Below are 13,292 nucleotides of genomic sequence, written 5' to 3' on the forward strand. Positions count from 1 at the left end.
CGAGTCCCGCCCGCCCCGGTTCCCCCGGCCTGTACGGCGGCGGGCGGCAAGCGCTCGGGCCGGCCGGTCGCTCCCCGTGACAGCGGCCGACCGACCCGATCCCCCGTTCCCCCGGGAATCCCCCGTCGATTCCCGTTCTTCCCCCGTGGATCCCCGTGCTTCCCCCCGAGACCCCGGTGTTCCCCCCGGCTCCCCCCGCGGGGTCCTGCACCCTTAGGAGCGCGCGATCCGGCCCCTGATACACCCTGCGCGGAAAAAAAATCCCCCGGACCGCGGCCCGGGGGATTCTGGGGACGTCCGACGACGTCCGGGGAGGTCAGCCGGTGAAGCCCGCGGTGATGGAGGTGAACTGCCAGGTGCTCTGGCTGATGCCGGAGCAGTTGCTCACCACGCCGCCGCCCGGGCACGGCCGGTCACGGTTGACGGCCCAGTAGGCGAGCCGCGCGATGTGGTGGGAGTTGGCCCAGTCGCGGATGGACGTCCAGATCGCGGGGGTGGTGTTCTCCTGCTGGTCGGAGAGGCCGTTCATGCCGGAGATGCCGATGTGGGCGTAGGCGGTGGCGTCGTCCCAGCCGAAGGTGGACTTCAGCTTGTTCTTCAGCCCCTCCGTCGCGTTCACGGTGTTGCCGTACATGTCCGAGCCGCCGCCGAAGTCGAACGGCATGATGGTGAAGACGTCGATGTCGGCGCCGAGCGACTTGGCCTGCTCGATGAGCCGGTTGCCGTAGTAGGTCGGTCCGGTCGTCGTCGTCCCGAAGGTGACGATGGTCTTCAGGCCGGGGTTGTTCGCCTTCACGGTCTTCAGCGCGGTGAGGATCCGCGCCTGCACGGCCTCGTTCTCGAACTCGTCCGTGTTCTCGATGTCCATGTCGATCGCCTTGAGCGAGTAGGCGTCGATCACCTTCTGCAGGGCGCCCGCCAGCGCGCTCGCCGAGGAGCAGTTGGCGCCGAGCTTGCTGCCCTGCCAGCCGCCGAAGGAGGGCACGATGTCCCCGCCGGCCGAGCGGACCTGGTTGATCACGCTCTGGTCGACCCCGCCGGCCAGCGCCCGGTTGCCGTCCCACATCGGGTTGCAGCCGCCGCCGTCGAGCACGAAGGCCATCGTGAACCACTTGACGCCGGTCGCGTTCATCACCGTGGTCACGTTCGGGGGATCGCCCCAGCCCTCGAAGAGGTAGGGCGCGGCCTGCTTGAAGCCGGTCCCGCCACCCCCGCCCGCGCTGGTCGTGACGCTCACGGTGTTCGAGGCGCCGGAGGTGTTCCCGGCGGCGTCGCGCGCCCGCACGCTGAAGGAGTAGGACGTGCTCGGGGACAGCCCGCCGACCGTGGCCGAGGTCCCGGAGACGGTGAGCACCTTCGACGACCCGCTGTAGACGTCGTAACCCGTGACGCCGACGTTGTCGGAGGCGGCGTTCCAGGACAGCGACACGCTGGAGGACGTCTTGCCGGTCGAGGTCAGCCCGCCGGGCGCGGTCGGGGCCTGGGTGTCGGAGCCGCCCCCGCCGCCCGGCCCGTCCAGGCTGATGTCGTCGGCCTGGTAGGCGCCCTGGGCGTACCAGCCGTGGACGTAGATCGTGGCGCTGGTCTGCGAGGCGCCGGTGGTGAAGGAGACCGAGAGCTTGCTGTACGCCGACGGCGACGACGTCCAGGTGGAGGCCCCGCCGTCGACGCCGAGGTAGACGTAGGAGCCGCGCACCCAACCGGACAGCGCGTACGTGGTGTTGGGCTGGACGGAGACGGTCTGGCCGCACTTGGCGATGTCGCTCGCGCTCACCGCCCCCGAGAGGGCCTTGGACCCGCTGTGGACGGGCGAGGAGACGACGGAGCCGAGGTTGCCCGTACAGGACCAGGGCGAGACGGAGCCCGACTCGAAACCGGGGTTGGTGAGGACGTTGGCCGCCTGGGCGGTGCCGGGCAGGGCCACGGCTCCGGCCAGGGCGAGACCGGCGGTGCCGGTCAGGGCGAGGAAACGACGCCATGGGCGTCCGAGGGATCTGGTGCGCACGCGATCTCCCTGAAGGAATGGGGGTGTTCGGGAGTGCAAGGGGAGTGCAGAGCTGTGCAAGGGGGTGCGCAACAAATTTGGTATGGACCAATCCGGCTGTCAAGGAGAGTGACGGGATTGGTCCATACCAGTTGAGGATCCGGTGATCCGGTGATCCGGTGATCCGGTGATCCGGTGATCCGGGCGAGCCGCGAGCGGGGGGCCGGGAGTCGGGGGTCGCGAGCCGTGACCTGTGGGCCCGGGCGGGACCGGGACGCCCGGGCCGGCCGGTTACAGCGGCAGGGCCTGCGCCGCGTCCGCGGGCGTCGCCGCGGACGCCGACGCGGCGGCCGGGGCGGCCTGCGTGGTCGGCTCGGGGGACCCGGCGGGCGTCGGCACGGCCGGCAGCAGCGGCTCGGCCTCGTCCAGCCGCTGGTGCGGCAGGGCGACCGCGCGGAGCGGGCGGGGGCCCGACACGACGGTGTAGTCCTGGCCCAGGAACGGCGGCACGATCCTGCCCGGGTCCTCGCCGAGCGCCAGCTGCACCGCCGCCCAGGGCGCGTTGACGCCGCACAGCGCCAGCTGGTGCAGGCCGCCGGCCGGACGGGTGTTGACGTCCATCAGGACCGGCCGGTCACCGAACATGCGGAACTGGATGTTGGACAGGTAGTGCAGCCCGAAGCCCTCGGCGATGAGACGCGCGGGTTCCAGCCACTGCTCGTGCAGGGTGAAGCCGCGGCGGCGGCCGTTCTTCGTGCGGCCCACGGACATCCGCAGGACGTTGTCCGGGCCGGTGAGGCAGTCCACGGACACCTCCGGCTGCCCGAGCCGGGGCATGACCAGCCAGTCGACCCGGTCCTCGCCCTGCTCCTCGGCCCGCCGCAACGCCTCGACCACCAGGTCGAGTTGGACGGAGGGGCTGGGGAACCCGGTGAGGTGCTCCAGCGAGAACGGCTTGCGGGTGATCACCCGGAAGCCCACCCCGCCCGCGCCGGACGCCGGCTTGAAGCAGGCGCGATGCCCCGCGTCCTCCAACGCCTCGACAGCCGCGACGAGTTGGTCGGCGGAACGGACCCGGTGCCACGGCGGCACCGGCACCCCGATCGCCTGCACGGCCTCGTAGGCGACCACCTTGTCGTGGAAGACGGCGACCGCCTCCGGCGGCGGTGCGAGCAGCGCCGTGCCGACCGCCTCGAAGTCGGCGCGGTGCGCCACCACGGCCGACTGGTGCAGGCGCGGGACGAACACGTCGATGCCGCGACGCCGGCACTGGGCGAGCGCGTACTCGACGTACGCGGCCGGGGACAGGCCCTCCGGCTCGAGCTCGGCGGTGTCGGCGGCGGCCAGCACGGGGGAGTCGGCGTCACCGTGCGTGGCATGGATCTCGACGGCCCGGTCGCTGGGATTTCGTCGCAGCTGATCCGTGAAGAACACGTTCTCCGCGTACGTGCGGTTGAGCCAGACGCGTACGCGAGAGACCATGCGAGGCCGCCTTTCACGGTGTGCGGGCAGGGCGAAGCAGGCCCGGCCCGGGCAGGGGAAATGGTGGGTCACCAAACCGCCCTGCGTAAGGGACGTCCATGGCGGTGGTGTTGGGGCGATCATACGGGGTCCCGGGGGTGCCGCGTGCAACGCGCGTGTCACGGATTTTCCGATCTTGTTCCCGTACGCGGCCCGATCGGGTAAGGGCGCGCTGCGGCGCAGGTGAGGGTGGGTGCGGCCGCGCGGACGACCGGATTCGACCTTGTCCCACGGGTCGGGAACGTGTTCTCTTGGGAAGCACGTGTGTGTTCGCGGGAACGCGGAGCGTGCTCTAGTGAGCGGGGGCTCGAGGTGACGACGACGGCCGGTGGCGCCGGACGACTGCTGGCCATCAGCGATCTGCACATCGGCTATCCGGAGAACCGGGCTCTGGTCGAGGCGATGGCCCCGGAGACGGACGAGGACTGGCTGCTGGTCGCGGGCGACGTCTCGGAGAACGTGGCCGACATCCGCTGGGCCCTGAAGACCCTCGCGAGCCGCTTCCGCAAGGTCGTGTGGGCGCCCGGCAACCACGAGCTGTGGTCGCACCCCGGCGACCCGGTCTCCCTGCGCGGGGTGGCCCGCTACGAGCACCTGGTGGAGGTCTGCCGCGACCTGGGCGTGACCACGCCCGAGGACCCCTACCCGGTGTGGGAGGGCCCCGGCGGCCCGGTGGTCGTCGCGCCGCTGTTCCTCCTGTACGACTACTCGTTCCTCCCGGCCGGCTGCACGACCAAGGCGGAGGGGCTGGCCTACGCGCAGAACACCGGCATCGTCTGCAACGACGAGTACCTGCTGCACCCCGACCCGTATCCGTCCCGTGAGGCCTGGTGCCGGGCCCGGGTCGCCGAGACCGAACGCCGGCTCGCACAGATCCCGGACGGCCTGCCCGTCGTCCCCGTCAACCACTATCCGCTGCACCGGCATCCCATGGACGTGCTGTGGCATCCGGAGTTCGCCATGTGGTGCGGCACCGAGCTGACCGCCGACTGGCACCGCCGTTTCCGCCTCGCCGCCATGGTCTACGGCCATCTCCACATTCCGCGGACCACCTGGCAGGACGGCGTCCGCTTCGAGGAGGTGTCGGTGGGCTACCCCCGCGAGTGGCGGGGACGCCCCCAGCCGCCGGGCCGGCTGCGACGCGTCCTGCCCGCACCGCCCGGCGGGACCGGACGGCCCGCGAACCCGTCCGGGAAGCCCGCGGGGCCCGGAGAGCCGGGGGAGGCCCGGTGATCGGCGGACTGCTGCCCGGACCGGTGGTGGCGGTCGAGGCCTTCGGCGAGGACGGTGAGAGCGAGTTCGCGGACATGCCGCTGTTCCCGCAGGAGGAGGCGCTGCTGACCCGGGCGGTGGACAAACGCCGTCGCGAGTTCACCGTCGTGCGCGCCTGCGCCCGGCGGGCCATGGAGAAGCTCGGCGTGCCCCCGCAGCCCGTGCTGCCCGGCGAGCGCGGCGCGCCGCAGTGGCCCGCAGGACTGACGGGCAGCATGACCCACTGCGACGGCTACGGCGCCGCCGCGCTGGTCCGCGCCGACGACCTCGCCTCCCTGGGCATCGACGCCGAACCGCACGCCCCCCTACCCGACGGCGTGCTGGCCACCGTGGCCCTGCCCGCCGAGGCGGCCCGGCACGCACGCCTGGTCCGGGAGCGGCCCGAGGTGCACTGGGACCGGCTGCTGTTCAGCGCCAAGGAGTCCGTCTACAAGGCGTGGTTCCCCCTCACCCGCCAGTGGCTGGACTTCAGCGAGGCCGACATCGACCTCACGGCCGCCGCGGGCCCCGGCGCGGACCCGCAGGGGACGTTCCGGGCCCGCCTGCTCGTGCCCGGGCCGCTGGTGGGCGGCCGGCGGCTCGGGCACTTCGAGGGCCGCTGGACCGTCCGGCGCGGCCTGGTGGCCACGGCCGTGACGGTCCGGCACGGCTGAGGCCGCGGCCCGGCGCTCACGCGCCGGGGCACCAGCTGTGCAGCAGCCGGAAGAACTCCTCCTCGTTGCCCGTGAGCCCGGCGTCCGCCAGGGCCCGCTCCGCCTCGGCCAGCACGGAGGGCGGCACCACGGGCGGCAGCCGGTCCTGCGATGCGCCGGAGCGGCGTGCGCCGGACAGGTGGGCGCCCTCCCGGCCCCCCTCGTCGCCGAAGGCGGCCCGTACGGTGTGCAGCAGCCTCAGGTAGGCCTGCACGGCGGTGCGCTCGCGGTCGGTCAGTACGGCTGTGGGCATCGGTCGGCTCTCCCCGTGTCGGCGTCGTCTCCCACGCGCCCCGACGGCGCGTACGCCCCCGTGCGGCGGCGCACCACCCAGCTTGCCGCCCACCACTGACAATCCGGCCGCGCAGCGCGTCGGTTCGCCCGCTCAGCGCAGGCGGAAACCCGCCCGCGATCCCTCCCGGCTCCCCTCCCCGCCGCCTCCAAGGCCCGTCCCGGCCCTTTCAGGAGACGGATCCTCGCCGCTGCGAGGGCTTCCGGGGAGCACGGAGCCGCGCCTGTGCCCGCGCAACGGCGCCCGCGCCCGCACTCGCGCCCGCTCGGTCGTCGTCATCGTGGGTGAACATGCGGCGCCCGTCCGCCCGTCCGCCCGTCCGCCCGTCCGTCTGTCCGTTCCTCCGGCCGTCCGTCGGTCCGCCCGGTCGTGCCGGGGAGCGGGCCGGTCAGCTCTGCGGGCCGAGGTATCCCAGCGACGCCTCGATCCGGCCCGCCAGATGATCGCGCTGGCCGCGGCCGCGCGGCGCCGAACCCGGCAGCCAGGCCCGGCACTTGCTGGCCAGCAGCAGGCCGAACGTCTCGGCCTGCCGTTCGTCGGCCAGATCGAAGCGGGTGCGCGCGGCGACGCTGCGCACGGTCGCCTGGAGGTCCGCTCCGTCGCTGAGTAAACGGGCCGCGACCGTCGCGCCCTCGACGTGATGGCCGCAGTGGCCCGCCTTCATGTGCCACAGCTCGTGCCCGAGGATCACCAACTGGTGGTCGGGGGCGGTGCGTTCCTCGATGACGACCAGATCCTGGTCGGCCATGTCGAGCCACAGTCCGCTCGCCGTGTCGGCGGGGAAGGAAGCCATGCGGAAATGGACCGGGCGGCCGCGCCGTCTGCTCATCCCGTCGCACAGGGCGGTGTACAGGTCCGCCGGCGCCGAGGGGGCCGGAAGGGCCAGCTCCGCGACCAGTTCGCCGCTCAGGCGGCGCATTTCCTTGGCGATGTTCACGCTTCTCCCCCGGATCACGACTCGGGCCGCTTCACGCTCTCCAGGAGCATGTCCAGCCACTCGGCGACCTTGTCGCGGTGCTGGTCGGTGGGCAGCTGGGCCGCCCGCCACGCGATCCCGCGCACGCCGTGGTCCTGGAGCAGGCGCTCCAGCGGGTCCGAGGCGGCCGCGGCCGCCTCGCGCGCGGCGAGTTTCTGCAGCAACTCCTGCTCGGTGTGCTGGAGGGCGCCCGCGAGCGCCTCCGGGTCCTCGGCCGTGAGGAACCCCGCGTGCACGCGGAAGAACCGCTGGAGGGCGTCGCAGTGCTCCATCGTCGGACGCCGGTCGCCGTTGATGAGGGCGCCCGCCTGCTGGCGCGACATGCCGGCGCCGTCGGCGATCTCCTGCTGGGTGTACTTGCGGCCGTTGGGCTTGAGCCGCGTACGGCGCAGCAGGTCGAGACGTTGCAGGAAGCGTGCCTGGACGTCGGGCTCCCCGGCGGGCCGGCCGCTCAGCAGGGCCTTGACCACGGACTCCGGGACCCCGGAGGCGACGGACAGCCGCCCCGTGGCGAAGACCTCCGCGTGCGGCACGCCCAGCCGGTCGGCGAGCGCGGCGACACGGGCGACGACGGCCGACAGCAGCACCGTCGCCGCGGCGCCCGGAACCTCGAAGCCATCCTCCGCCACCGACAGGTCTCCTAGGTCTCTCACGTCCCTCTCACAGGCACACGATCGCCGACACGGACGGTCGCCGTGAACTGCGTGGAGAGTAGCGGGTCTTTCGAACTCACATCCAGGCCTCGCCACAACTGTGGCCAATTTCAGCCGTCAACGACCGTGGAATGCCACGATAGTTGACATGCCTCGCGTCCGGGCAGCAGGATCGGGGACCGCGTGAAGGCCGCATAGGCAAGAGGGGTGACCTCCCGATGGCATATCAGGCAGGAGGGCAGCGGTCCGCGCCGCGGCCCGTCCCCGAGAGTCCCGAGGCCCAGGCCTATCTGCAGGACTACGGCGTCTACCTGGACGCCGTCCCCTTCCCGTCCGTCGTGCTCGACCACCGCTGGGACGTGGTGCTGTCCAACGCCGCATTCGCGTCACTTTTCCGCGACGTGAGCCCGCATCCGACGGCCCACCCGACCGACAACTTCCTGCGGTTCGTCCTGTTCCATCCCGACGCGTCCGCGGTTCTCGGCGACCACGAGACCGGCTGGTGCCTGCCGATGCTCGCGGGCTTCTCCGCGGCCGTGGAACGCCACGCGCACGACCACGTCCTTCAGGCGATCCGCCGCGAGATCGGCCAGGACCCCATCATGGAGGCCGCCTACCGGCACGGGCTGCCGCACTGGGTCCGCGCGGTCGGCGAGGGCGCCGTCGAGCACGACGGGGCGGTCCGCTCGCTGCTGCACCCCGACCCGCGCCGGGGCGCCACGGAGTGCCGCATCGTTACCGAGACCCCGAGGACCCTGCGGGACATGGGGTACACGCGGCTGACCATGGTGCTGCGCGAGGCCCGTCCGGCCGCCGCGACCGGCAGAGCGCGCGGCGTCCGCCGCGGCGCGAGCCATCTCAGCGTGGTCCCGCCTCCGGCGGGCTGACCGCCACCGGCGGGCTGACCGCCACCGGGGTCCCGCCTCCGGCGGGCTGACCGCCACCGGGGCCCCGCTCCCGGCGGGTTGACCGCCATCGGGGCCGCCCCACCCTCGAAACGCAGCCGCCGCCCCCGACGCCCGGCTCCGACGCGCCCGGCCCCGGTTCCGCCCGCCGTGCCCGTAGCCCTCCGGATCTCCCCGCTTCCCGAGATGCCGCGATACCCGCGACACCACGCTTCCCTCGATCCCCGCCCCTCCATGTCGTCGATCTCCTCGGTTCCGCCCGTCCGAGGCGCTGGCCCCCTCGGGCGCGCGCGGGGCGGCGGGCGACCGGTCCCGGCGCGAGCGGCGCCGGCCCGTCCGTACGCGGCCGTTCGGTTCCTCCGCGGCTCGTGGACTTCGTCCTCCGAGCGGCTCCCGCCCGGTTCCCCGGACTTTCGCGGCAGCGGCAGCGGCCGCCGCGGAGTCGCCGTCGGGACCGGCTCCGGGGCCGCGTCCCGGCCCGGCCGGGCACCGCCGGCGTTCAGGTCGCCGACGGCGCCCGGGCCGTCCGGCTCCCTCGCTCCCTCTCGTCTCCCTCCCGTGTCTCCCGCGCGCGGCGTCGCCGACGGGCGGGCCGGGCTTGTCGTTCACCCCCTCGTCCGCCCCTCCGGATTTACGCAAGCTGCTTGCATTTCTTGCGCTATTCTTGCGCGCATGACGCGACGACTTGCGGAAGTGGCCAAGAAGGTCGGGGTCAGCGAGGCCACGGTCAGCCGGGTGCTCAACGGCAGGCCCGGGGTGTCCGAGGCCACCCGGCAGGCGGTGCTGTCCGCCCTGGACGTCCTCGGCTACGAGCGGCCGACCCAGCTGCGCGGGGAGCGCGCCCGGCTCGTCGGGCTGGTGCTGCCCGAGTTGCAGAACCCCATCTTCCCGGCGTTCGCCGAGGTCATCGGGGGCGCGCTTGCTCAGCTCGGCCTCACGCCGGTGCTGTGCACACAGACCAAGGGCGGGGTCTCCGAGGCCGACTACGTCGACCTGCTGCTCCAGCAGCAGGTGTCCGGCGTCGTCTTCGCCGGCGGTCTCTACGCCCAGGCCGACGCCCCGCACGACCATTACCGGCGGCTCGCCGACCGCAACATCCCGGTCGTGCTGGTCAACGCGTCCATCGACGACCTCGGCTTCCCCGGCGTCTCCTGCGACGACGCCGTGGCGGTCGAGCAGGCCTGGCGGCACCTGGCCTCGCTCGGGCACGAGCGCATCGGCCTGCTGCTCGGACCGGGCGACCACGTGCCCTCCGCGCGCAAACTGGCCGCCGCGCGGGCGCTCGGCGACCTCCCCGACGAACGCGTCGCCCGGGCCATGTTCTCCATCGAGGGCGGTCACGCGGCCGCCGCCCGGCTCATCGACCGGGGAGTCACCGGCTTCATCTGCGCCAGCGACCCGCTGGCCCTCGGCGCTGTCCGCGCCGCCCGCCGCAAGGGCCTCGACGTGCCCGGCCGGGTCTCGGTGGTCGGCTACGACGACTCCGCGCTGATGAACTGCACCGAGCCGCCGCTCACCACCGTGCGCCAGCCCATCGAGGCCATGGGCAGGGCGGCCGTCGAGTTGCTGAACGCGCAGGTCGCCGGGGGCGTCGTAGCCGCCGACGAGCTGCTCTTCGAGCCCGAGCTGGTGGTCCGGGGCTCCACCGGGCAGGCGCCCCGCGACTGATCTGCGGCCGCCTGTCGAATAATTACAGATTCTGCGCGACATCTTGCGGACGCCTGTCGCCGGTGCTTGAGTGTGCCGCGCCAGCACGGCGGCGGCCTCGACCCGTCGCCGTGGGGCCTTCCTTGCTCCTGCCCAGAGGGGTCCACCGATGACAAGCACCGGGTTCCGTCGTACCGTCGCCGCGCTCGGCGTCGGCTGCCTCGTCCTCACCGCCTGCGGGTCGAACGACGACAGCGCGAGCGGGAAGACCCGCATCACGGTCAACTGCATGCCCCCCAAGAGCGCCGCGGTCGACCGCCGGTTCTTCGAGGAGGACGTCGCGGCCTTCGAGAAGCAGAACCCGGACATCGACGTCGTACCCCACGACGCGTTCCCCTGCCAGGACCCCAAGACCTTCGACGCCAAACTCGCCGGCGGCCAGATGGAGGACGTCTTCTACACGTACTTCACCGACGCCCGGCACGTCGTCGACATCGAACAGGCCGCCGACCTCACGCCGTACCTCAAGGAGTCGAAGGGCTACGGCGCCGTCCAGAAGCAGCTGCGCGACATCTACACCGTCGACGGCAAGGTCTACGGCGTTCCGCGCACCGGCTACTCCATGGGGCTGATCTACAACCGCGCGCTCTTCGAGAAGGCCGGCCTCGACCCCGACAGACCACCGGCCACCTGGGCGGAACTGCGCGCGGACGCCAGGCGGATCGCCGCGCTCGGCGACGGCACGGTCGGCTACGCCGACTACAGCGCCCAGAACCAGGGAGGCTGGCACTTCACCGCCGAGATGTACGCGCAGGGCGGGGACGTGGTGAGCGCCGACGGCCGCAGGGCCGCCGTCGACACGCCCGCGGGCCACGCCGTGCTGCGCACCCTGCACGACATGCGCTGGAGCGACGACTCCATGGGCAGCAAGCAGCTCCTCGTCATCAACGACGTCCAGCAGCTGATGGGCTCGGGCAAGCTCGGCATGTACCTCTCCGCCCCCGACAACATCCCGATCCTGGTCAAGGAGAAGGGCGGCGACTACAAGGACCTCGCCCTCGCGCCGATGCCCGGCGGCAAGGGCACCCTCATCGGCGGCGACGGCTACATGTTCCGCAAGAGCGACACTCCCGAGCAGATCCGCGCCGGCCTGAAGTGGCTCGACCACATGTTCCTCACCCCCGGCGACGGTTTCCTCGGCGACTACGCCCGCGCCGAGAAGGCGGACGCCCCGGTCGGCCTGCCGGAGCCGCGACTGTTCACCGGCGCCGCCGACGCCAGGGACCAGCAGGTCAAGAAGGCCAACGCCAACGTGCCCGTGGAGAACTACCAGGCCTTCCTCGACGGCAGCCGGCGCCTGCGGATGAGGATCGAGCCGCCGCACGCCCAGCAGATCTACTCCGTCCTCGACGGCGCCGTCTCCGCCGTCCTCACCAAGAAGGACGCCGACATCGACCGGCTCCTCAAGGACGCCTCGGCCAAGATCGACGGCATCCTGGCCCGGGGCTGAACCGATGACCGAGACCGCGACCCCCCGGCCCGTCGAGGCGGTGCCGGTCCACCAGGTGCAGGCGCCGCCCCCGGCAGGGGGCAGGGGGCGGCGCCGCCTCGCCGAGCAGGCCCGCGCCTACGCCTTCCTCCTCGGCGGACTGATCTGCTTCGCCCTGTTCTCCTGGTACCCGGCGATCCGCGCGGTGGTGATCGCCTTCCAGAAGTACACGCCGGGATCCGCGCCCGAGTGGGTCGGCACCGCCAACTTCACCCGCGTCCTGCACGATCCGGAGTTCGCCGCCGCCTGGCGCAACACGCTCGCCTTCACGCTGCTCGCCCTGCTGATCGGCTTCGCGGTCCCCTTCGCGCTCGCCCTCGTCCTGAACGAACTCCGGCACGCCAGGGCGTTCTTCAGGGTCGTGGTCTATCTGCCCGTGATGATCCCGCCGGTGGTCAGCGCCCTGCTGTGGAAGTGGTTCTACGATCCCGGCGCCGGACTCGCCAACGAGGCGCTGCGCTTCGCGCACCTGCCCACCTCGAACTGGACCAACGGCGCCGACACCGCGCTCGTCTCCCTCGTCCTGGTGACGACCTGGGCCAACCTGGGCGGCACCGTCCTGATCTACCTGGCCGCGCTTCAGTCCATCCCCGGCGAACTCTACGAGGCGGCCGAGCTGGACGGCGCCGGCCTCTGGCAGCGCGTCCGGCACGTCACGATCCCCCAGACCAGGTTCGTCATCCTGATGCTGATGCTCCTTCAGATCATCGCCACCATGCAGGTGTTCACCGAACCCTTCGTGATCACCGGTGGCGGCCCGGAGGACGCCACGGTCACCGTCCTCTACCTCATCTACAAGTACGCCTTCCTCTACAACGACTTCGGCGGGGCCTGCGCGCTCAGCGTCATGCTGCTGGCGCTGCTCGCCGTCTTCTCCGCCCTGTACCTGCGGCTCACCGGCTCCGGGGAGGACGCGTGAGCGCCGTCCGCACCCTCGTCTCGCCCGCCACGCTCGCCCGCCCCCGCGGCCGGGCCGTCTACTGGAGCGTCTTCTGCGGCGTCGTGCTGCTCTTCGTGCTGGCGTTCCTGTTCCCCGTGTACTGGATGGCGACCGGCGCGATGAAGTCGCCCGACGAGGTGGCGCGCACCCCTCCCACCCTCGCCCCGCGCCAGTGGCGGCTCAGCGGCTACACCGACGCCTGGCGCCTCATGGACCTCCCCGAGCACCTGTGGAACACGGTCGTCCAGGCGGCAGGGGCCTGGCTGTGCCAGCTGGTCCTGTGCACGGCCGCCGCCTACGCCCTGTCCCGGCTGCGGCCCGCGTTCGGCAGGCTGATCCTGGGCGGGATCCTCGCCACCCTGATGGTGCCGGCCCAGGCCCTCGTCGTGCCGAAGTACCTGACCGTCGCCGACCTGCCGCTGATCCACACCAGTCTGCTCAACGACCCCCTGGCGATCTGGCTGCCCGCGGCCGCCAACGCCTTCAACCTGTATCTGCTGAAGCGGTTCTTCGACCAGCTCCCGCGCGAGGTGCTGGAGGCCGCCGAGATCGACGGAGCGGGCCGGCTGCGCACCCTGTGGTCCGTCGTGCTGCCCATGTCGCGGCCGGTGCTCGGCGTGGTGTCGATCTTCGCGCTGGTCGCCGTGTGGCAGGACTTCCTCTGGCCGCTGATGGTCTTCTCCGACACCGACGAGCAGCCGGTCAGCGTGGCGCTCGTCCAGCTGTCGCAGAACATCCAGCTGACCGTGCTCCTCGCCGCGATGGTCATCGCCAGCATCCCCATGGTCGCCCTGTTCCTGCTCTTCCAGCGGCACATCGTCGCCGGGATCAGCGCGGGCGGCACGAAGGGCTGACACCGCC

Annotated in this window: 12 protein-coding genes; 7 read left to right on the forward strand and 5 right to left on the reverse strand. The window is 72.4% G+C overall.

The window, feature by feature from the left end:
* Positions 1–316: 316 nt before the first annotated feature.
* Positions 317–2,005: a carbohydrate binding domain-containing protein gene (locus OG802_RS29515; protein ID WP_329415332.1), complete on the reverse strand. Its 1,689-nt coding sequence runs from the start codon at positions 2,003–2,005 to the stop codon at positions 317–319.
* 270 nt (positions 2,006–2,275) lie between these two features.
* Positions 2,276–3,466, reverse strand: a complete 1,191-nt coding sequence (locus OG802_RS29520) for an ATP-grasp domain-containing protein (RefSeq protein WP_329415334.1) — start codon at positions 3,464–3,466, stop codon at positions 2,276–2,278.
* A 351-nt stretch (positions 3,467–3,817) separates the two neighbouring features.
* Here OG802_RS29520 and OG802_RS29525 point away from each other — a divergent pair, with 351 nt between their 5' ends.
* Entirely contained in the window at positions 3,818–4,738 is a 921-nt protein-coding gene (locus OG802_RS29525) for a metallophosphoesterase family protein (protein ID WP_329415336.1), read from the forward strand.
* Positions 4,735–5,430 (forward strand): 4'-phosphopantetheinyl transferase family protein, encoded by a 696-nt coding sequence (locus OG802_RS29530; protein ID WP_329415337.1) that lies wholly within the window; start codon positions 4,735–4,737, stop codon positions 5,428–5,430. The genes OG802_RS29525 and OG802_RS29530 overlap by 4 nt, the downstream gene beginning before the upstream one ends.
* Positions 5,431–5,446: 16 nt before the next feature.
* Here the strand turns inward: OG802_RS29530 and OG802_RS29535 are convergent, their stop codons facing one another.
* From OG802_RS29535 to OG802_RS29545, 3 genes are all read right to left on the reverse strand, one after another.
* A complete protein-coding gene (locus OG802_RS29535) occupies positions 5,447–5,722 on the reverse strand; it encodes a hypothetical protein (protein WP_329415338.1) in 276 nt (91 codons plus the stop codon).
* 427 nt (positions 5,723–6,149) lie between these two features.
* Entirely contained in the window at positions 6,150–6,680 is a 531-nt protein-coding gene (locus OG802_RS29540; protein WP_329417512.1) for a toxin-antitoxin system, toxin component, read from the reverse strand.
* Between the two features lie 32 nt (positions 6,681–6,712).
* Positions 6,713–7,366: a helix-turn-helix domain-containing protein gene (locus OG802_RS29545; RefSeq protein ID WP_329415339.1), complete on the reverse strand. Its 654-nt coding sequence runs from the start codon at positions 7,364–7,366 to the stop codon at positions 6,713–6,715.
* Between the two features lie 242 nt (positions 7,367–7,608).
* On the opposite strand from OG802_RS29545, the gene OG802_RS29550 reads away from it, so the two are divergent.
* The 5 genes from OG802_RS29550 (at position 7,609) to OG802_RS29570 (ending at position 13,285) form a co-directional block, all read left to right on the forward strand.
* Positions 7,609–8,277: an MmyB family transcriptional regulator gene (locus OG802_RS29550; RefSeq protein ID WP_329415341.1), complete on the forward strand. Its 669-nt coding sequence runs from the start codon at positions 7,609–7,611 to the stop codon at positions 8,275–8,277.
* Between the two features lie 690 nt (positions 8,278–8,967).
* A complete protein-coding gene (locus OG802_RS29555; RefSeq protein WP_329415343.1) occupies positions 8,968–9,963 on the forward strand; it encodes a LacI family DNA-binding transcriptional regulator in 996 nt (331 codons plus the stop codon).
* Positions 9,964–10,111: 148 nt separating this feature from the next.
* Entirely contained in the window at positions 10,112–11,452 is a 1,341-nt protein-coding gene (locus tag OG802_RS29560; protein WP_329415344.1) for an ABC transporter substrate-binding protein, read from the forward strand.
* Positions 11,453–11,456: 4 nt separating this feature from the next.
* Positions 11,457–12,410, forward strand: coding sequence for a carbohydrate ABC transporter permease (locus OG802_RS29565; RefSeq protein WP_329415345.1), 954 nt, complete (start codon positions 11,457–11,459; stop codon positions 12,408–12,410).
* Entirely contained in the window at positions 12,407–13,285 is an 879-nt protein-coding gene (locus OG802_RS29570; protein ID WP_329415347.1) for a carbohydrate ABC transporter permease, read from the forward strand. The genes OG802_RS29565 and OG802_RS29570 overlap by 4 nt, the downstream gene beginning before the upstream one ends.
* Positions 13,286–13,292: the final 7 nt, after the last annotated feature.

It is taken from the genome of Streptomyces sp. NBC_00704, from assembly GCF_036226605.1.
Taxonomy (GTDB): Bacteria; Actinomycetota; Actinomycetes; order Streptomycetales; family Streptomycetaceae; genus Streptomyces.